Genomic DNA, 22474 nt, shown 5'->3' with positions numbered 1-22474 from the left:
AATATACATTGAACAATAAGCACAACATACTATTTGCATACCCAATGCGAATGCCCTTGATAACAAGGGCCATGTGCAGCTGTTGTTGTTAATTTCCCTTAAAAGGACCAGCTCCTTTCCTAAAACCGCCCCGGCGGCACCCAGCGTTTACAATTTCATTTTCCAGGTACTTTAATATCTTTTCCACCACATGGCAACGTCATATCAAAAATTCACATTAGGCTCAACAATTACGCCCGAACAACAAGCTTTTTTCAATCAGCACGGCTTTATCCATTTCAAAAATTTCATTAAGCCCGAAACTGTTACCGACATTATTAACGCGTCAAAACAGGTTGAAACAACCTGGCTAAATAACAACACCGAAAAGGTGAATGGCGTACCTATCAAATACGGTAAAGACCTTGACGGATCGCCCATTGTGCAACGTTTTGCTTTTATCAATCAGCATCACAGCCTGTTAGATGAATTTACTAAAGATCCACGTTTCCAGGTATTGCTTAACCTGATTGGCGAGGGCTCAAGGCTGGGAACAGATGAAAAGGACGGAATGGTTTTTAATCACTATGTAAACGGCCCCGAAAGCAGTTTTTCTAAAATGGGCTGGCATACTGATGGCCTCCGCGATATTTTTCACGGGCAGAAATTAAACCCGATGCTTAATGTTGGCATCCACCTGAGCACTCTGAAACCGGAGAACGGTGGTTTACGCATCCTGCCCGGTACCCATAAACAAAACCTTTACCAGATGCTTTTCCGTAAAAAATACTTCCTTGATCATGATACCGACGAAAATGAGGTAGCTATTATCCCCACGGCCGGCGACCTGACCATACATGATGGCCGTCTTTGGCATCGCGTAGCCCAATCAACCGTAATTGGTGAAGAAAGCCGCCGCAGGGTAATATATATCCCCATCATTGCCGGTAAATACGAGCCGAAACACGCCGACAGCCCTACCGCCTTTTATCAACGTTTTGCAAGTATTGTTAAATAAAAATTTATGTTAATAGCCTTATTCGTTAGTTATCTCATCCGCACCGGGAAAATATCAGCCCTGAAGAGCTTTTTTACAGAGCGGGCACTGGTTAAAGTACCTGTAAAATACACGCCAAAATACTTAAGAAGAACGGTTCAGGCCTGAGTATTACCTGAATCATTCTCCCCAAGTCATACTCGCCGCCCCCGCCGCCGCTCGGCTGGAGCCGAGCGGCGGCGGGGGATTTATAATTATCTGTTTTACTTCAACCACACAGTTTGCGTATACGCACCATTAACGGCGGCATCCCAAACTTCAAGTCGTGCCCACTTGCGGTCTTTCATGTTTAACACTTTACTAAATGTTTTTGTGCCGAAAGCTTGAGTTGAGGTAAGGTCAATGCGTTCACGGTAAACCTGTTTGCCATCGCCCGAAATGATCTCGGCAAAATTTAGCGGGAATGTCCAGCTGGTTTTAAAGCTGATGACGCATTTTCCGTCGGCCGGGATAGCTGTAGTTTCGCCCGAAGAATGGCCATTTACTGTAAAATCTTCTATCAAAACCTCGCCCGTGGTGGAAAAGAATTTGCCCTGTTCCAGCACATCCAATACTGGTTGCCAACCATTTTTATATTCCGGCTGTTTGGCAAGTTTCAGATAGTTTACATTGAGGTGTGCGTACATTTCGTTTTCGGGCTCGATACTAAAAAGGTCGGCTTCGGAGAGCACCTTCTTTTTTAGCCCCCAATTGTTCATGTCATCCATCAGGTCGAATACACGTTTCCCTAAACGAGGCTCCGACAGATCGGCTGGTAAGGCTTTCCAGGCCGCCCCCAAAAACCTGTCTGATAGGTAAAATTCTTCTTTTTTGTAAGCATCCGGAAATCCGGTAGAGCCTTTTGTACGGGCATGCGCTGTCCAGGCCAAACCGTTTTCGGCTTTGAGCAGATTTAACATATCGGTTTTATCGCCTATATGGTAAACTTTACCATACCCTGCATTCGTGCTTTCAAAAGGCGTACCTGCCTTGCGCGACATGACCCAGTAAACCGGCTTCGGGAAAAACGCCAGCCAATGGCCGCCGAAAAATTCATTAGGCTCTTCGCCGGGCAACAGCAAAAAGTTTCTGTTAGACAAACGGCTGCATTGGTCAAATAGCGCTTTTAATTCCTTAAGGCGCTGCTCATCCGGACCTTTGGGATGTGCCGTATAATGAAACTCGGCCAGGTGAACTATGTTAATACCCTGGCGCTTTAAAACCTTCACAAACGACGGACTATCAGGCACCGGCTTGCCCGCCAGTACAACACTCATGATAAACTCGTTATGAAAATGGCTGGCCATGGTTTTATAACCGGGAAGTGGTTTGTAGCTATCATCATGGGTAAATTGCTTTACCTTACTCAGCAAATTATCAGCACCATCTGTACCCAGCAGGCAAAAAAAGTTGAGCCGTTGTTTGGTTCCCGGAGGCGCGTTAAACCATGGTACAAAACGCTTATCGCCCTGTAGTTCCTGCCTGATACCAAGCCCATAGCCAGGAAGCAGATCGCGGTAATTATTGCCATACCATACAAACTTGAGGTTAAAAGCTTCATCCAACGGATAAAAATACTGGTGCGGAGCAGGGAATACGGCAATGCCTGCTCTATCATTTGTACCGATGATGGTACGATATTTTACAGCAAGGTTTTTAGCGGTATCCGGCCTATTAACATCATTGGTTTGCAGGTGTTCATAAACATCGCTGTAGCTTATTGCTTTAACCGGTTGAGTTTTCGCTACCAAACCGGCATCATACAAAATAGCCGTAGAATCAATTTGGGTTGATACAACTGCCGCCACGTTAAATAAAGGTTGCCCGTTGTAGAATGTAATTTCCAGGTCTCCTTTAAAGTTAGGCGCTTCTACTCCAGGCAAAGTAATTATTGTACGTGTGCCTTTGCTGCTTACGCTGATTGATTTTTTATGAAAATCTACTTTGTAAGAATGGTGCGGCTTCAGCGGTACCTTATCAAAAAAGATGTTCCAGCCATTTTGAGAAACGAGATCGCGCTTGCCTTCCGTGAGGATAAACTGCGGATCAACATTTTCAATCACTTGTTTATAAACTCCGGCTTTACTTAGCTGAACGCTGCTAAATAGTGGCTCGTCATTTTTTAAGTTTAGAATAAGTCGGCCATTAGTATTAGTCCCCGCAGGCCAGGTTACTGTAACATTTGAGGCACTTGCCTTTACACTTACACTGGCGGCCGGTTTAAAGTTTTTATCGCCCGCTACCTGTGCTTCCGACTTAAAACAAGTCAGTGACAGCAATCCGAAAAGAACAAGATGTTTTATTTGATTAACCATGTCGCATATTATTTAGTTACTAACGGCCAACCGTTTTGATACTTAACAGGGCTGATACACATTACCCTGCCCTTTTCTTTATGGGCTATTTCGATGGCATGATAGGCTATGAATTTATTCCCCTTTTCATCCGTAAAAATAGAGTTGTGGCCAGGGGCTGTATAAACGGCGTCTTTTACTAAAATTGTACTATTTAGCGTTTTATCGCTTTCACCTAACCGTACAAACGGACCGAGCGGATTATCGGCCTTAGCTATCATTACGGCATAATTGGCCCCCACTCCGCAACAGTTATCGCCCGAGTAATACAGGTAATAGGTACCGTTATCATAATCAAGCCACGAGCCTTCAACCAGGTTGCTGTAACTTTTATCCTTACCCGGCTCAACAACAACTGTTGGCTGCGAGCCATCTTTAAAGTCCGACCAGTCATCTTTCATTTCCTGTACCCGCAACGGCTGAAAATCCGATCCCCAGTAAAGGAAGTGCTTCCCGGTTTTAGGATCAACAAAAGCTTTAGGATCTATACAGTGAAAATCCGGGCCTTTCATAAAGGGTGTACCTCTGTCGGTGAACGGACCAAGCGGATTATCGGCGTAAGCTATGCCCATCCATTTGCCGGTCAGCTCATTGGGATCGGCAGAAAAAAACATGACAAACTTGTTGAGTTTAGCATCGAAGAAAACATCAGGCGCCCAAAAGTTTTGTGTATTGGAGGCCCATGAAGGTTTTTGCGGCAGGGCGTCGCCTGCGTAGGTCCAATGCTCATGATCTGTTGACCAGGCCACCTGGATATTGATCATTTTTCCATCACCTCCCGGCGATTGGGTTGCATAAGCGTAATACTTACCATTATAACTGATCACCGTGGGATCGGGAAAATCCCTGTCAAGCACAACATGAATAAGACCGCTGTAAGGCACTGCCTTAGTTGGCTCAACTTGCTGCGCATGGCTGCTACAGGCAGTCATAGTACCAAGCAGGCCCAGCATCAGATAAGTAAAAAACTTCTTCATAGGTATAATTGGTTTAAAGGAGGCATTAGCTGGAAACAAGACTTACGAAGTTTTAAAAACTTCGTAAGTCTGTAATAAACCTGCATGTCAGGTAATAAGCAGATTTTTGTGATAAGTTAACGCGAGAGGCGCATGTGACGCGGCCCTGCTTTAAATATTGGTTTCCGGATCAGGAAATCATCTGCACATCAGCACATTTGAAATCCGCACATCCTAAAAACTATCGTCCGGTCAATTTCTTGATCAGGTTTGTTTCTTCCGGAATGTAGGCAGTACCATCCTTACGGAAAATATCATGGAACCATAGTTTAGGTTCTTTGCCATCAGGCATTGGGGTATCCCAGGCGTAAATGGTATTGGTTTTGCCGCTTACAAAACCCCAGTTTATAGCGCCCACATTTTCTTTTTTAAGCATTGGCAATACCGTGCCGAACAGACTGTTGCGCGGACGGGCCATGTATTCAGTACAAATCAACGGGCGACCATTCATTTTCAAAAACTGCACTGTTTTCAGGTGTTCAGCTTCTGGAGTATAGTCATGATAAGTAACAATGTCCGAGTTAGCTATCTGGAATTTGTTTAACTCTTCCAGGTCCCAGCGCCAAACACCGGCACTAATTGGCTGACTCGGGTTTACCTGCCTTGCCCATTTGAAAACGCTTTTAAGCAATGGTAACGAGCGGCTGCCTTTATCTGAGTTGCCTGGCTCATTGTACAAATCCCAAAGCAGTACGCGCTTATCATTGGCGAAACGCTTCAATACGTCTTTTACATATTTTTCAAGCACCGGCGAATTTGCCGCGTTATCAGATGCCGGCTGCCCCGGATCCTGCATCCAGCCTGAATTATGGATACCCGGTTTTGGCTCTGGCTGCTTACCAACTTTAGGCACTTTGTTCCAGCAATCGTCAAAAAATACAAACATGGTTTTAACGCCGTGCTTACTGGAGATAGCCAGGTACTCGTCCATACGTTTTTTGAAACCTTCAGGATCCTGCTCCCAAGCTAAATGGTGCAGGAATACGCGCATTACATTCATGCCGATGCCCTGAGCATAGCCCAATTCTTTATCTATTGTTTTTGGATCGAAAGTATCGGCTTGCCACATCTCTAACTGATTGATGGCTGTGCTTGGAATAAAATCGGCACCAACCAGCCATTGTTGCTGCGCGTACCATGTTTTTGCCTTCGCTTCAGACCATACCTGCGCCGGCGCTTTCTGCTGCGCCATTACCCTCATCCCCAATGGCATTGCCAAAGCAAGGGCCAATACTTTTAGTTTTGTTTGCATTTATATGTATTTAATAGTTTAATTCTGTTTTACCCATTTGTCATTTCGACGAACCGGAGGGGGATTATGAGCGAGGTGTGAGGAGAAATCTTATACGCCATGCTATTGACTCTGCATAATGTACAAGATTTCTCTTTCGCCCCAGCGCTCCAAGCCTCCACTGCTCTATCGAAATGACATTTACTTTTTGTTTTGCTCTTATTTCTTTACCACTTTCCCCTTTATCATCCAAATCTCTGTCCCCTTCCCAAACGCGTTAGTTGATGTAAGCGCTATGATAGTATCATCATTAAGCACACACAACGCATTCCACAATCCGTGTTTGTTAAGCGGAATATCAAATGGCGTTGGTACACTTACAAAATCTTTAGCATTGCTGTTACCCAAAGCTACCTGCATACAGGCTTGCTCCCAGTTATGGTTGCGGTTTTGGGTACTTTGATATGATAACACCGTTTCGCCGCTGTGCAGCTGCCTTAAATAAGGCGCCCCTGCATAAACTGTATCAGGTAGTTTGGTTGCGAGCGCGTATGTGCGTTCGGCATCATCGCCGCCTACTGTTTTTTTCCAGTTTTGGCCTATGCTGTTACGGATGATGGACGGCTTAAAAGTTGCTCCGGCGTTATCTTCTATCGAAAATACGATCTCATTTTTCCCTTTCAGGATAATGGGTACCGGCATACCATCCCGGTGATTTGGCCTGAAGGATACTATTTCAGGCTGTTTTGTCCAGCTTAAGCCATTATCCTTTGAACGGAATATGGAAATATTTTGCTCGTTTGATTTGGTATAAACACCCTCGTTTGAAAAGTATAACTGGATCTCGCCCGATGGCAATTGAATTTGGGATGGTTCCCAGCAGCCGTCGTCAAAGTTGTAATGTGCTTCGTAAATCAGGCGCTCATCCGTCCACGTTTTGCCTTTATCGTAGCTTTTTTTGGTACGGATAGCAAAGTGTTTAGTGGTATCCCAATTGCCGTTTACTTTATGTGGGCGTGGGTTGTATGATGCCAGCAAGGAATGATCCTTTAGCTCTAATATTTCGGGCACCGCCATATTTACACCAGGTACAGGTTTGGCAATTACAACGGGTTCATTCCAGCTTTTACCAAGATCATTACTTGTGATACATTCAATTCCCCCGGCACTTTCATAAACACAAAACAGGTTGCCATTACTCAGCTGGATCATGCGGGCGTAATTACCATTCTTATTACCAACCTGTTTTAGGGTGGTTTGATCCCAGGTAATGGTTTTATTATTAACGGCATTGTGTTGCCCCAGAACCATCACCGGGGCAAACACACCCATTAACCAAATGAATATCTGCCGCATAACCAATTATATTCTCCTTTATTTATGTAGATATTTTATTTTACGTCGGCCAGCCAAAAGCTAAATGGCTTGTCCCTGTCACAAACCAAAGTTTCACCATCAAACTCCAGTTCGGCGGCATGGATAGATGTGCGTTTGGTTGTGTAACTGTAAGCGCCATCGGCATCAAGGCCGCCATCTTCAAAATGCTTTTTTCGACCGGGATGGGTAAAGTAAATGATATATGCATGGCCTTCACTAACCACCACATCTGCGTGTGCACCTGTCGGTGTATCCTCCGGCCGGTGCCCTGGCTTATCCAGCACCAAACCCTGATGTTCCCAGGTTTTAGCATCTTTTGAGCGATAAACACGCTGACCTTGCCACTCATCGGTAATCATCCAGTAATAATCTTTAAACCGGAAGATCTTGGGACCTTCATGCGCACGCCCTTCAATAGCGGGCTTATCTTCCGCTTTCCAGTTCACCAAATCATTACTTTCGGCAGTCATGGTAATGCTGCCCAGTTTTTGATCCTTGTACCACATGTGCCATTTACCGTCGGGCAGTTTCATGAGTGTCGGGTCGATGATGTTATGATCGGGCAAATTCAACGGGCCTTCATATTTCCAGTCCCACAGGTTTTTACTGGTATAATGCACCAGGTGCGAATCGCCTCCCCACTGGCTGTATACTCCGGGGATATATACAACAAACATGTGGTATATGCCTTTATCAAAAACCACATCAGGTGCCCAAAAAGTGTTTTGTCCGCGTTCATGCTCAAGGTTCAGCGCGCCACGGTAAACCCATGTATGCCCATGATCCTTTGAAGTAGCGATGCCAATGGCAGTACCATAACAAAACGCCACTCCAGGCGATTGTACATTGGCCCGGCGTTGGGTATATAACATTGTCCACTCCTTTTCGGCTTTGTTATAAACTAATACAGGGTCGGCAGCGCCGTCGTAAATTGGGTCGCGGTACAGCGGCGATGGCGGCTGATTTTTAACCGCGGCATCCTGTGCCAGGGCAGTAAAACCAACCATCATCATTAAACCGCATACTATTCCTTTTATCATGGATGTATTTCTCATTATTCAGTAACCGGGAAAGCCGAGATCCTTAACCTTGCACCACCCATAGGTACCAGCGTAAGCTCTTTAGCAGGCTCTTCTGTTTTTACAGGGCTTTGTGGCAATACACCGCATAAACCGGTTTCGTCAATTTTCCAACCCGGTAGCTGTTTGCCTTTTGCTTTCAACTCTATCGGGGCATTGGCATTGGTGAACGGGTTGTTATCCTTTGGCCATGAGCGATGAATAACTTCTATCGATTTTTCAGGATGCTGTTCATCTATCAACAAACCGTAGTTCCATGGCGATGCTGCGTAGATGTTATAAGATGGCCATTTCTGCGGGTCGGCACCCGGTTGCCAGTGCGAATCGCCCTGGGCATCTTTCAGGTTATCACCTTTGGTATATTGCTCTTCAATTTTCAAAGAATAAGTAAGCGGGCCATAGCTAACACTTACGCTATTTTTGTTTTTAGCCCACTCCTGTACTTTCAATTGCATCGGTAATTGAAGTGTTACCTTATCACCGTTTTTCCAGCTTTTTGCCAAACGGATATAATCGCCTGTTGAAGTATTTACATCTACAGCAACACCGTTAACTTTTACAGATGCGCCTTTGCACCATTCAGGTATGCGCAGGTAAAGCGGAAAATCAACTGCTTTAGGCGTAGTAACAGTAAAATTGATCTGATCCTGGAACGGGTAATGACTTGTTTCGGCAATGCTTACCGCGGTGCCGTTACCAACTTTAGCGTTAACCTTACCTTCGGTATAAAGCAAGGCGGCTATGCCGTTATCAGGGGTAGCCATCCAGCTGTTTTCGGCATAATATACCCAGCCGGCGGCATGGTTATGTTGGCAGCAACGGCTACCGAAAGGGTTCATCATTAAAAACGGACCTTCATTGGCTATACCCGGATGGTGATTTTTACCATCGCTCACTACCATGTTAGGTGCAGTTAAATAACGCAAAGCACGGTAATCAGGCATAAAGGCAGCCGGGAAAGTATTGAAAGCAACATCTTCGCAATTTTCGGCCCAAAAACGGTCGCCGGTATTGCCCAGCAACAGCTGGTCAGATGTCATTTGCTCCACCAAACCGCAGGTTTCTACTGCCTGGCGCGGATCATCGTAACCTTTACGGGCATTTTCATCGGCACCAAACATACCGCCCGGAACCTGGCCGTAAATATCACGGATGAGTTTAAAATTGTTGTAAGTAGCATCCAGATCCTTTTTATCATGGCTTTGCAGATAATAAGTCGCCGGTTCACGGAAACATTGCGCCACGTTAACATTGTGCCAGTTGGGCAGGTTATTAGCCTGACGCCAGTCGGCAGTGTTTTTATCAAGTTTGGTAGCTAAGTCAAGCAAAAACTTATCGCCGGTGCGGTTGTACAACCAGTATACACTCAGCATATTATCCCCGCCGCGGCTGTTTTCCCAGTAATCCTTTAAAAATTTGCTATCAGGTACCGATAGCTCATATTTAAAGTACTTGGTCATGAAAGGAATAACGCGCGGGTCTTTAGTGTATTCGTAATATGATTGCAGGCACCACAGCATTGGCATGTTAGTCCACAAATCGCGGTTGCCGTTATGTTCAACTGCCGGGCCGAAATCGCCGTTATCCCGCTGGTTATTTAGCACAGCGTCAATCCAGAATTTGGTTTCGGCTATCATCTTTTTATCTTTCAGCGTGTAGGCTATATCGGCATAACCCTTTAACCAATAAGGCAGCTCTTCCCAACCATATTCGCCTTTACCCTCTTTATTAAGCCAGGCATTATTGGTTTTTGAAAGCCATACACTAATCTCGCCCAAATTACCGGTTAAGCCATCACGTTGCAGCTCCAGCATTTTCTTTAGCCAGCCGCCGGCTTCAATGCTACCTGTAGGCAATTTGGCAAAATATTGTCTTTGCAGCGGAGCGCGGTTATTTACATAAAAAGCATTAGCACTTTTATTATCTACGGTTGTAACGGTTGTTGCTTTCACTCCCTGGGCACTTGCTGTTGCAAAGCCCGCACATATCATAGCCACGGAAAGACAAACCTCCCTGCGCATTAGTTTTATACTGTTTTTGATAGTCATACGTAAAGATATTATTTCACCAACGACGGATCGTATAGTTTACTGTTGGCTTTTTGTAACAATTCAACAGGCATTTTAATCACTTTGCGATCATAAGTCATAAACCCGTTCACTTCACCTTCCACATCTGTTGTTTGTGTATATACTGCTGCCGAAAGGCCCACTTTAATCAGCTCCTGCAACCTATCGGTAAAGGTTGAATACCTTTTAAACAGGTCGTCACCGTTTTTAAAGTTTTGATAACCCCAGTTTTTGTTTGCCTGCCAGGTATGGCCATCAACAGGCCAGCCAAGGCCACCAAACTCGCCCAACACAACGGCTTTGGTTTTACCGAAAATTTCCGGACGAGGCATAGCCGGATGCGGGTAATTGTGCAGATCGACGATGTTACCGGTATCGTAGAAGTTACCACCGCTGGCACTGTTTACCAAACGTGATGGGTCTTTTTTCTCAGTCCACTCGGTAATTTCAACAGTTTTAAACTGGCCCCAGGCCTCGTTGAACGGAGTCCAAACTACAATACATGGATAGTTATATAACGAGTTGATGATCGCGTTCCATTCTTTGCGGTAGTAACCTTCAGATTCAGGAGTACGGTCTTTATCGGTAGCGCGATCAAGCACACCCGGGCGGTTTTCCCAGTGGTTACCTAAATCGCCGCTTGGCATATCCTGCCAAAGCAACATACCTGTTTTATCGCAATAAGTATAATAACGTGCCGGTTCAACTTTGATGTGCTTACGGATCATGTTAAAGCCCATTTCTTTAAGCTTATCAATGTCAAAGCTCATGGCCTCATAAGTTGGCGGGGTGTATAAACCATCAGGCCACCAGCCCTGATCAAGCGGGCCATATTGAAATACAAATTTATTGTTCAGCAACATACGCTGAATACCGTTGGCATCAGGGCCAAGCGAAATTTTACGCATGGCAAAGTAGCTGCCTATTTCATCAACCGCTTTGTTGTTGCGGATAACGGCAACTTTCAGGTCATACAAAAACGGATCGGTAGTTGACCATAAGTGTTGATCTTTGATATCAAGCACCGCAGTTTCGCCGGCGTCAATTGTTTTTTCAGATACAAGGGTTTTGCCGTTCCAGGCGCTGATCTTCAGCTTATCGCCCGGCTGGCTATTTGAAACTTCGGCAGATACCGATAGTGTGTGATCGTCAATGTTAGGAGTTTGTTTGGTGGCTTCAATGTGCGTTTTAGCTACACCTTCCAACCAAACAGTTTGCCAGATCCCGGTAACCGGAGTATACCAGATACCTTCGGGCTTTTTCACTTGTTTACCACGCGGCTGCGGCCCTTCATCAGTCGGGTCCCATACGCTTACGGTAATATCTTGTTTTGAACCGCCTTTTAAATAAGGGGTAATGTTGAATGTAAAAGGATCGAAGCCGCCTTCATGAACGCCGGCGCTTTTACCGTTTACAAATACTTCGGTACGCCAGTCAACCGCGCCAAAATGCAGCAGTACATCTTTACCTTTTAATGTTTTATTTAAGCTGATGGTAGTTTTATACCACAGCATACTATCCTTACCAACAGTTTTACCAACGCCTGATAGCGCCGACTCAACCGCGAAAGGCACCAGGATTTTCCCCTCGTATTTTGCAGGCCCTGTAGTAGCTTTAGGTACTATGGCATAGTTCCATAAACCATTCAGGTTTTGCCAGTTACCACGCACCATTTGCGGGCGCGGATATTCAGGAAGTGGTGCTTTAGGGTCAACTTTTTCGGCCCATGGAGTTGTGATCTTGTCTTTTATCAAATGCCATTCGCCCTGCTGTGCATTGGCAGATAGATAGGTAGAAATGAAAAGAGACAGGCAAAGCGATAGTTTCTTCATTAGTAAAATGGAGTGTAAGGATGTTATGTTAATTAATAATGCAGGAAAGAAAAAAGGCCCCCGCTGTAACGGCGGGGGCCGATAAGTTATTGTAGGGTTATTTTTGATACTGGTGAGAAAACAAGGTCTTCAACACCGGCAACTTTTAAACCAATACGTGCAAATACATAATTCTGAGCAGGAGTTATAGTAGGCACATCAAAGCTCAAACTCAGGTTGGTCATGCTTGTAATAGCAGAGCCTGCAATTGATGGCGGGTCGCCATCGCCTATACGGTAACCACCCGACACAAACTGTGTTTTGTTAACATATAAATAAACACGATCAATGTTTTTTGCATTAGCATCAGTGATTATTTTCTGTATATCAAAAGTAGCAGTTACCTTTCTGCCGGTAGCTGCAAACTTGGCATTTTGCACCAAGTAATAAGGAGTTACCTCAATATCAACTGTCTGGCTGCCTTTTAAGTTTACCGTTAAGCTATCGCGGGTTCCGGCTGGTAACTCTTTCCACATAAACGGCCCCTGATTTGCAGGGATAGTGAACTTATAAGTGCCGTCAAATAACAACTGCGCGTAATTACCATCGGGATCAAAGGTTCCCTGTATGGCTGATTTTGTTGCAAAACCAGGCTGATATATTTGGTAAGGAACAGCGTTATACTCAACGTTTATAGCTTCGCCTTTGTAAACCAACCTACCGCTCAGTCTCGATGTGGGCGCATCGTAATTGTCTTTCTTACAGCCCGAGGCAGCAAGAAAAAGCCCTATTAAAATATGATGAAACTTGATTTTCATAAACACTTTTCTTTAACTCTTATTGATTTGGTTGTTTAACAATTTTCGGGTTGGCTGCTATAACATCGTCACCAATGCGTGAATAGTAGTTACCCAACAGGAACCTGTTTGAACCTGTTACCGGCGAAGGTTTTATTTCCTTAAATATCCACTTTCCGTTGTTAGCATCACCCGGATTATAATATTTATATGGCCACAAGCCAAAAGGTTGTGTGCTGCGTTTAGTGGCTTTACCAATGTTAGCAACCAGATCGGCAACTGACATTGAGTTACCATCCCAAACGGCATCAGCAATTCTCCAGCGTTTCATATCAAATAAAGTATGTCCTTCAAAAGCAAGTTCAACACGGCGCTCATGAACAATACGGTCAAAATAATTAGCCGCGGTAAGCACCAATGGCGTGGTAAGACCGGCCCTTAAACGCACCTGGTTAATGTATGTTGAGGCTTCGGCGTAATTACCCAATTCGGCGTCAGCTTCAGCTGCGTTCAACAACACCTCAGCATAACGGTAACGGATAAAGTTAACATCACTACCACGACCACGACGACCAGAACCTACAGTTGGATCAAGGTATTTACGGATATAAAAACCGGTTTGCGTACGGAATTCCGCGCCGTTAACCGGACCATCTTTACCCACTACCTGCACCTTGCCCAAGCCCGGAACATCTTGTGTAATGGTAGCATCGCTGCTTGATATAACAGTACCGTTACCTAATTGATAACCTGCATATACCTCGGTACGTTTGCCTTTAAATAATCCATTTGGCAATAACACTGTGCCGGCAAGCCTTGCATCCCTACCAGCAAACATATCTAACTGATCGGTATAGTAAATAGGGTTACCTGCGCCATCTTTAGTTGCCATTGGAGCATATGAATTGTCAAGCTTTTCAAACGCCTCAACCAGGTTTAATGACGGGTTTAACCTACCTGCGTCCAAACCTTCGTCTGAAATTGAGAAAGGCTGGTCGTTAGTGGTGAAACCGTGTGTTTTACCGCCGTTGGCCTTGAAATCCTCAACCCAGATTGACTCCGAGCTGCTTTTATCAAGGAACAAGTTGGCAAAGTTATCGCTTAAATCAGGTAATTGTTTGTAAAGCGAATAATTACCGGCTGTACCTGATATAATCTCTTTGGCAGCAGCAAGCGCTTTAGTGTAATAACCTGTAGCAGAGCTTGCCGGGATACCTACCTCGCCGCCTGGCAATGAAACCTGAGGCGTTGTAGCACCATATTTAGCTATTGAAGCAGCATATAAAGCGGCCCTTGATTCCATAGCCAATACAGCAGCCGGGGTTGCCCTTGATTTTTCAGAAACATTAACAGGTAATAAACCTTTTATTGCTTCTGCCTCGCTAATGATAAAGTCATAAACTTCCGACTCTTTTGCACGCGGGATCTGTAAAGCTTCAACGTTGCCCGAGAAATCATAATTAAGCGATTTGGTGATCAATGGAACGCCGCCCATTCTTTTTACCAGCTCAAAGTAATACTGGGCACGTAAAAAACGGCCTTCGGCAATAAATTGATTTTTCTGCGCGTCGGTTAGTTTGGTAGCAGCGGTAGCACGCTCAATAAATAAGTTCAAATCACGAACATATTTATAATCCCATGTATTCCATGAGCCAAAATCCCAGCCTGTACGCTGTACTATATAATAGCTTCCGTTTTCTGAAGGGAATGATTCGCTGAAATCAGCAAATGAAGCCCAGCCGTTATCCAGACCAGAAAAATCGTAAACACGGTTATATAAATCAGCAAGAATAGAAAGTACAAGGTTGGGGTCGGAGAATGCAACATCTGAAGTTACCACCTGCTTGGGGGGTACATCCAAAAAAGCACTGTCTTTTTTGCAGGCCCCTGTAACTAACAGGAGTGCAAATGTTGATATTATGGTTGTTTTTTTCATTTGGTTTAAACTTGAGGGATCAATTAAAAGGTTAAATTAACACCAAAGTTGAGCACCTTGCTCTGTGGGAATTGTAACCCGTTATCATCCGTTGTTTCAGGGTCAACGCCATACTGTTTCAGGTTATCAAACGAGAACATATTGTAGGCGTTAACATAGAAGCGAGCTCTCTTGATCTTCACTTTAGCCAGCAGCTGTGTAGGCAGCGAGTAACCTAACTCCAGTGTACGTACCCTCAGGTATTTTACACTATGCAACCAGAAGGTTGAGTTACGGTCATAATCGCTGTTGGTTGTGCCCGGGTTAACCCTGTTTGCAGGATATTTACCAGGAATCCATGCGCTGTTAATATCAAACGGATCTGCACGATGGTACCTGTCTTCAAATATTGTGTTCAGGTTACCATTGTTTTGGAACGCCCACCTTGTTTCATAGTTCTGGAACCAGGTGTAACCGGCACCTCCTGAAAAGTCAGCGTGGAAGTCAAAGCCATGATATGCAGCACCCAATGTTAAACCAAAGTTGATATTTGGCTGTTTACCATAACCATAACCGATAGGACGCGTATCATAACCGTCAATCTTACCGTCACCGTTCCAGTCTTTGTACATCAAGTCGCCCGGAAGCATTGTCCTGTTACCCTGACCGTCGTTATTGATCTTATAGTTGTTGATCTGTTCGATAGATGAGAACTGACCTATAACTGTGTAACCCCAGTCGATATTGGCATACCTGTTTACGGCCGAGCCAAAGTAACGCTCTAATGAGTTACCAAAATATTCGTTCCTGAATATCGATTTCTGACGTGAGTAAGAAATGTTACCGCCAATATTATAGCTTACTTTTCCAACCTTATCATTCCAGTTTAATGAAAACTCACCACCCGATTGTGAATCACTGCTTGAATTTTCCGCCGGCAATGAATAGCCTACTTCCAGTGGCAATACCAGTTTTGATGGCGGGCCAGCCAGGCCTGTACGTTTACGGTAGAAATAATCAACAACACCGCTCAACCTGTTGTTCAACAAAGTAAAGTCCATACCTACGTCGGTCATTTTACTTTTTGACCATGAGATATTTGTTGTTACCAAACCCTTGTCGGTTGAAGTAACTATAGCATTACCGTCAATAATTGCAGTACCTGCATTGTAGTTATAACCCGGTAAATAAGCATATGGGGTTACGATTGGGTTAGATGCATTGTTTGGATCACGGTCATCACCCAATACACCGTATGACGCACGGATTTTCAAATCATTCAGAATGCTGTTTTCGCCAAGTAGTTTCTTCATGAAACCTTCCTGGGTAACACGCCAACCGATAGACCCGCCCGGGAAATAACCTACACGTTTATCAGGAGCAAAAAGGTATGAAGCATCCCTTCTGCCAGATAATTGCAGGTAGTATTTGTTATCGTAGTTGTAATCAAGTCGACCGATGTAACCTATACGAGCTTCTTTATTGTCGCTGTCCTGGTATTGGTCGGCAGTTGGGAAGTAAATAAGCGGCAGGTTGTTTGATACTGGTGAAGCGTGGATCCAGTTACGTAAGTGTTGTAACTCAATACGCTCAGATACAAATATCGCACCTATGGTGTGTTTACCAAAGGTGTTGTTGTAGTTGATTTGCCATTGGTAAGTTTTAGCGAACTCTTTTCTCTGCTCGCGCTCACGCCAAGGGTTGGTACTACCACCGGTAATATCATAAGTATCAGTTGCCGGGCGATAAGTGTAAGCATTGTAAGTATACTCCTGGTTATTTAACAGGTAATCAGCAATATAGTATGAATACAAACCTTTTAACAATAAGCCTTTAATACCTGGCACTTGGTATTCGGCACCAAAATTGGTTTGCAAAACTCTCCAGTCGCTATGGTATAAACCCGAAAGCTTGTCATTAAGGAAAGCGTAGTTTGACTCGGTGTGACCGATATCATTCAGATAAGCAGGATTGTCGTTAGCGTAAGGACGCTCAAGCGGCGTATTTCTTAAAACGGCGAAACGGGCCAGGAAGTAGTCGTCACCACCCGGTACACCAGGGTTTTCACGAGTTTCGATACGACCGTTGATATCCATGCTTACTTTCAAGCCGTTGGCTACTTTTAACGATACGTTTGATTGGATGTTTGAGCGGTTAAACTTATACTCTTTACCTAACTGTGAGTTCTGGAACAGGTTTGTTGCAGATACATAGTAGTTCAGTTTATCAGTACCGCCGGTAAAGTTGGCGTTAACCGAGTTTTGAGGAGCATTATTGTTTGCTTTCAAAACATAATCGCGCCAGTTAAAGCTTTGGTAACCTTTTTCGGTTCCGGCTTTGTACTTGTCAAGATCAGCCTGGGTAATGGTTGTTGAACCGTTGCTGTTAACCTGTGCATCAGCCAAATAACGCATGTAATCATACGAATTGGTTAATACGTTAGGGAAACGGTACCAGTTTTGGAAACCAAGATAAGCATCAATGTTAACACGTGAGTCGCCCGAACCTTTTTTGGTAGTTACCACCACAACGCCATTTGCAGCACGCACACCGTAAATTGCGGCAGATGCGTCTTTCAATACTGCGATACTTTCAACGTCGTTTGGAGCAAGGTTGTTAAACTGGCCTTCATCCTGCTGGATACCATCAATTACATATAATGGTGCACCCATGTTACGGATCTGGATACTTGCGCTGGCACCTGGCCTGCCTTCTGATTGTCTGAAGGTTACACCCGGAATTTTACCGGCAAGCGTTGTACTAACGGTTGAACCCGCGTGTACACGATCGATGTCCTTACTGGTTACGCTGGAAATAGCACCGGTAATGGATGACTTTTTCTGTGAGCCGTAACCGGTTACTACAACCTCCTGCAATGATGAATTTGTTTCGCGAAGCCGAACTTTAAGGGTTGTTCTGCCTTGCAGGGCAATCTCTTGTGCAACGTAGCCGATGTAAGTAAATGTTAATGTACTGTTTGCTGTAGGTACATTAAGTGAAAAGTTACCCTGAGCATCAGTCGTTGTTCCACCTTGTGTACCTTGCACCCTTACGGCTACGCCTGTTAGCGCCAGGCCGGTGGTGTCTGTCACAGTTCCCGAAACCTTAATTTTATTTTGCGCAGACGCACTAAACGAAAAAAGGAAACCGGTCATGATGAAAAAAGCGATTAGCATTACTTTTGGGCTCCACTTACTGGGCGGCCACTGCACATGAGGATTTCCCCCATGCCTGAGTAGTAAAAATTTTCTCATAAATGATCTATTAATTGGTTAAGTTTTGATTTTAAAAATGTACAATTGACATATCTAAAATCATGCTTCAAAGAAAAAGGATTTTAGCCCCGGCGATTAACCAAATCATATCAATACTTAGTCAAAAAGTATCAATTTTCAGGAGGGTAGAAACGCTGCAACAGATTGGTTATATTTGCTTTAAGCTGATTATTTTGAAACCACTATACATATTTTTATTACTTTTAACAGTATCCTGCGGCATTTGTAATGCCCAGACGTACTACTTCAGGCATTACCAGGTTGAACATGGTTTATCGCATAATACCGTTTACTGCAGCCTGCAGGATAAGCGTGGCTTCTTGTGGTTTGGCACCAAAGATGGTCTTAACCGCTTTGATGGCTATACCTTTAAAACATTCAGGCATAACCCTGCCGATAAAAGCACCATTTCAAATAACATGGTGCATACCCTGTCTCTTGATCAAAAAGGCACCCTGTGGATAGGCACCGACGAAGGCTTGGATAAGTACGATCCGCAATCAGAAACATTTGCACATATCAATACCGCAAATATTAACGGCGTACGCAGTATCACCTTTGATGAACACAATAACTGCTGGTTTATAGCCGGGGCCTCATTGATTAAGTACGATCAAAAAACCGGCGAAAAAATTGACTATTGGCCATGGCAACACTTTGAAGCTACATCGGTAGTAATTATTAATGGTATCGTGTGGACATCAGCCTCATCGGGCGTAATGGAGAAAATGGATCAGGCAAACCGCACATTTACTTCGTACAACCTGTTTAAGCCAACGGATAACGTTACATCAAAATTTATAGAGAAGATCTATTACGCAGGTAACAATAAAATATTTGTGGCCACTAACAGTCACGGTTTCAAAGAGTTTGACTCCGAAACCGGTGCATATACCGATCTGCTTAACTACAATCCGGATAAAACCGCGATTTATGTACGCGATTTTTTAAAATACAGCGACACTGAATACTGGATAGCAACAGAGTCTGGCGTATTCATTTACGATTTGGTAAAGGGTACGTTCCTTAATCTCCGAAAACATTTCAATGACCCTTATTCCATATCCGACAATGCCGTTTATTGCCTTTATAAAGATTCGGAAGGCGGCGTGTGGATAGGCACCTACTTTGGTGGCCTTAATTATTATCCTAAACAATATTCAACCTTCAACAAGTTTTATCCCGATACCGAACCAAACTCGCTTAAGGGAAATGTTGTGCGCGAAATTAATAAAGACATGTACGGCAACCTGTGGATGGGTACGGAAGATAACGGGCTTAACAAACTATCCCCTGACAAACATACCTGGACACATTACTATCCCAACGGAAAAGCCAGCATTTCAAACACCAATATCCATGGCATACTACCGGTTGGCAACGAATTGTTTGTAGGTACTTTTGAACGTGGCCTTGATATTATGAACATCAAAACCGGGAAGGTAGAACGCGTTTACCTGGCCGGCAATCAAAGTAACGATCTTAAAAGCAACTTTATAATTTGCTTTTGCAGAACCCGGAGCGGGCTCATATTTGTTGGCACCACACGCGGCTTCTACAGGTATAACTTAACTACTAAAGATTTTACCCTGATAGATAAGTTACCTCCATACGATTTCATTTATGCAATAACCGAAGACCATAAAGGTAAAATATGGATAGGCACCGTGCGCGATGGTATTTACTGTTACAACCCGGCAAACAATACCAGTACTAAGCTAAACTATCGCTACCCCGTTAAAAACGTACTTAATACTACTACAGTTAATGGTGTTTTTGAAGATAGCAGCCACAAATTATGGTTTGCGACGGAAGGCCTGGGGCTATGGAAATATGACCCGAAAGCTGATAGCTATAAATTTTATGACAGCAATAAAGGCTTTCCGAGTAATTATATTTTCCGGGTTGAAGAGGATAGTCATAAAAACCTGTGGATCAGCACTACGCGCGGTCTCGTTTGCTTCAATCCTGCTACTGAGGCAATTAAAATTTATACCAAAGCCAATGGTTTGCTAAGCGACCAGTTTAATTACAACTCATCCTTTAAAGATGCCGATGGTACTATGTACTTTGGTTGCGTACGTGGCATGGTTAGTTTTAATCCTGCCAATTTTAAAATCAATCACTTCATTGCTCCTGTTTATATAACCGGCTTCCAGGTACACAATAAGGAGATTTCCGTTAAGGGTGCTGATTCGTTGCTCAGCCAATCCATCATCAGCACAAAAAAAATCAACCTCAATCATAACCAGTCGTCATTTAGTATCGATTTTGCAGCGCTGAGTTTCCCGTCGCCGGAAATGACCCAATATAAATACACGATGAAGGGTTTGGATAAGGGCTGGACCGAACTTAAACGCAACCGTAAAGTTTATTTTACCCAATTGCAGCCCGGTCATTACACCTTTGTGGTAAAAGCGGCGGGTAATAACGGTATCTGGACCCAAAAAGAAACAACCCTCGAAATTAATATAGCGCCGCCTTTTTGGGAAAGTGTTTGGGCTTATATCGCTTATTGCATGTTGTTTTTGCTGACCGGCTACTATCTGCTAAGAAGCTATCACCGCAAGACCCGCGAAAAAAACAAACGCATTATCGAAACCCTCGAAAATGACAAGGAAAAACAGATCTACAATGCCAAAATTGAATTTTTCACCAATGTGGCCCATGAAATCCGCACGCCGCTAACCCTTATCAAAGGGCCTATGGAAAAGGTGATCAGGAAGGCCGAGCATGTTCCGGAGATTCAAAACAATCTGAAGATCATGGAAAAAAACACCAACCGATTGCTTGATCTTACCAACCAGCTGCTTGATTTCCGCAAAACCGAAACTAACGGCTTTAGCCTCAGCTTTGTTAGAACAGACATCACCGATCTGCTTGCCGATACCTTTATGCGGTTTAAACCTATGGCAGAGCAAAAGAACCTCAGCTATACGTTTATACATCCGGCTAAAACCGTTTATGCCTACGTTGATATTGAAGCATTCACCAAAATTATAAGTAACCTTATTAATAATGCTATCAAATACAGCACATCTGATGTTGAGATCGAGCTAATTGATCACCCGGATAACGACCCTACTTTTACCATAGAAATAAGGAATAGCGGCAACCTGATCCCTTATGAAATGCGCGAAAAGATCTTTGAACCTTTCTTCAGGATGAAGGAGTCGGAAAAGCAGATTGGTACGGGAATTGGCCTCTCTTTATCGCGCTCCTTAGCCGAATTGCATAAAGGTTTATTGGTGTTGAATAAATCTATTAACGATTTTAATATATTTAACCTTACTTTGCCTGTACACCAGGAAAAAGAATTCGACCTGCATATTCCCCCCGATGAATATGAGCAGGCAGACCTAAGTAACAGAGAGGAGAATATTGACTTTATGAAACCAGTTATACTTTTAGTGGACGATAACCCGGAAATACTTGATTTTATTTCGGATGATCTGAGCGACAAATATTCGGTTATTAAAGCCCTTAACGGACAAGAAGCGCTGGATATGATAGCAATAGAAAACATCCAGCTTATTATAAGCGACGTAATGATGCCGGGAATAGATGGGTTTGAACTGTGCAAAACTATTAAAACAAACTTCGACTACAGCCACATCCCCATTATACTGCTAACTGCTAAAAACACCCTTCAAAGTAAAATTGAAGGCCTGGAAGTTGGCGCCGATGCCTATATCGAAAAACCATTTTCGCCAGAGCATTTACAAGTGCAAATAGCCAACTTACTTATTAACCGCAATAAGATCAGGGAGCATTTCGCAAGTTCGCCATTGGCGCATATCAAGTCGATGGCGTATTCAAAACCTGATGAAAGCTTTTTGGATAAGCTCAACGGCGTTATCTACAAAAACATTCAGAACGCCGAACTTGATGTAGAGCAGATAGCCAATCTCATGAATATGAGCAAGCCAACCTTATACCGCAAGGTTAAGGCTATTTCCAACCTTACTATTAACGAGCTCATCAATATAACACGATTAAAGGCTGCCGCTCAATTGCTGGAAGAAGGCGATTATAAGATCTACGAAGTTGCAAATATGGTAGGTTACAGCTCGCAATCGCACCTGGGCCGTAATTTCCTGAAGCAGTTTGGCACTACGCCGACTGAGTATCAAGCTGCTAAACGGAGCAAGGTGAAACAGGTTTAATATCAGACGGCAGTTCAAGCGATGACACTTGAACTGCCGTCATAATAATAAGACTTTATGTTTCAAATACTAATTCATCATTTTCGTAAACCCGAACACAAAAACTCATTGAAGATTCAGGATATAATAGGATAGACTGATATGGCTGAATATTTCGAATCGCCCACTTGAATTCGGGATCTTCTGACAAAGCTACAAAACTTATCTCCCTGCCGTATCGGGCCTCGAATAACATACCTTCAGGCTACAATGTTATGGAAACAGGCAAATCTTTCTCCATGCAAAAAAAATTAAGTTTATGAGCCATACAGTTTTCAAGATTAGCCCGAATATAAAAATTAAATCATTCAGCAGGCCTGCATGGAAGTT

13 protein-coding genes are annotated in these 22474 nt (G+C 43.8%); 3 read left to right on the top strand and 10 right to left on the bottom strand.

What is annotated here, in order from left to right:
* Positions 1-190: 190 nt before the first annotated feature.
* Both EAH55_RS06510 and EAH55_RS30815 read left to right on the top strand, forming a co-directional pair.
* Entirely contained in the window at positions 191-997 is an 807-nt protein-coding gene (locus EAH55_RS06510; protein WP_121808901.1) for a phytanoyl-CoA dioxygenase family protein, read from the top strand.
* 6 nt (positions 998-1003) lie between these two features.
* Complete coding sequence (locus tag EAH55_RS30815) at positions 1004-1144, top strand: hypothetical protein (RefSeq protein ID WP_162996761.1); 141 nt, start codon at positions 1004-1006, stop codon at positions 1142-1144.
* Positions 1145-1239: 95 nt separating this feature from the next.
* Here EAH55_RS30815 and EAH55_RS06505 read toward each other — a convergent pair whose 3' ends face one another.
* From EAH55_RS06505 to EAH55_RS06460, 10 genes are all read right to left on the bottom strand, one after another.
* Positions 1240-3330 (bottom strand): CehA/McbA family metallohydrolase domain-containing protein, encoded by a 2091-nt coding sequence (locus EAH55_RS06505; RefSeq protein ID WP_121808900.1) that lies wholly within the window; start codon positions 3328-3330, stop codon positions 1240-1242.
* Between the two features lie 8 nt (positions 3331-3338).
* Positions 3339-4346, bottom strand: coding sequence for a glycoside hydrolase family 43 protein (locus tag EAH55_RS06500; protein WP_121808899.1), 1008 nt, complete (start codon positions 4344-4346; stop codon positions 3339-3341).
* A 220-nt stretch (positions 4347-4566) separates the two neighbouring features.
* On the bottom strand, positions 4567-5637 hold the full coding sequence (locus EAH55_RS06495; protein WP_208644800.1) for a cellulase family glycosylhydrolase: 1071 nt from the start codon (positions 5635-5637) through the stop codon (positions 4567-4569).
* 198 nt (positions 5638-5835) lie between these two features.
* Positions 5836-6972: a sialidase family protein gene (locus tag EAH55_RS06490; RefSeq protein ID WP_121808898.1), complete on the bottom strand. Its 1137-nt coding sequence runs from the start codon at positions 6970-6972 to the stop codon at positions 5836-5838.
* A 35-nt stretch (positions 6973-7007) separates the two neighbouring features.
* Complete coding sequence (locus EAH55_RS06485; RefSeq protein WP_121808897.1) at positions 7008-8033, bottom strand: family 43 glycosylhydrolase; 1026 nt, start codon at positions 8031-8033, stop codon at positions 7008-7010.
* Between the two features lie 14 nt (positions 8034-8047).
* Positions 8048-10120, bottom strand: a complete 2073-nt coding sequence (locus EAH55_RS06480; protein WP_244228102.1) for a beta-L-arabinofuranosidase domain-containing protein — start codon at positions 10118-10120, stop codon at positions 8048-8050.
* Positions 10121-10131: 11 nt separating this feature from the next.
* Positions 10132-11973 (bottom strand): glycoside hydrolase family 2 protein, encoded by a 1842-nt coding sequence (locus tag EAH55_RS06475; RefSeq protein WP_121808896.1) that lies wholly within the window; start codon positions 11971-11973, stop codon positions 10132-10134.
* Between the two features lie 86 nt (positions 11974-12059).
* Positions 12060-12770 carry a DUF3823 domain-containing protein gene (locus EAH55_RS06470; protein WP_121808895.1) on the bottom strand — a complete coding sequence of 237 codons (711 nt, stop codon included), beginning with the start codon at positions 12768-12770 and terminating at the stop codon, positions 12060-12062.
* A 19-nt stretch (positions 12771-12789) separates the two neighbouring features.
* A complete protein-coding gene (locus tag EAH55_RS06465; RefSeq protein ID WP_121808894.1) occupies positions 12790-14685 on the bottom strand; it encodes a RagB/SusD family nutrient uptake outer membrane protein in 1896 nt (631 codons plus the stop codon).
* A gap of 23 nt (positions 14686-14708) precedes the next feature.
* Positions 14709-17918, bottom strand: a complete 3210-nt coding sequence (locus EAH55_RS06460; RefSeq protein ID WP_244228101.1) for a SusC/RagA family TonB-linked outer membrane protein — start codon at positions 17916-17918, stop codon at positions 14709-14711.
* A gap of 62 nt (positions 17919-17980) precedes the next feature.
* Between EAH55_RS06460 and EAH55_RS06455 the strand changes: the two genes are divergently transcribed.
* Positions 17981-22105 carry a hybrid sensor histidine kinase/response regulator transcription factor gene (locus tag EAH55_RS06455; RefSeq protein ID WP_121808893.1) on the top strand — a complete coding sequence of 1375 codons (4125 nt, stop codon included), beginning with the start codon at positions 17981-17983 and terminating at the stop codon, positions 22103-22105.
* Positions 22106-22474 lie beyond the last annotated feature (369 nt).

The organism is Mucilaginibacter kameinonensis (assembly GCF_003675385.1).
Lineage (GTDB): Bacteria > Bacteroidota > Bacteroidia > Sphingobacteriales > Sphingobacteriaceae > Mucilaginibacter > Mucilaginibacter kameinonensis.
The sequence above is the reverse complement of the archived record's forward strand: the minus strand, read 5'-3'. Positions and strand labels throughout refer to the sequence as shown.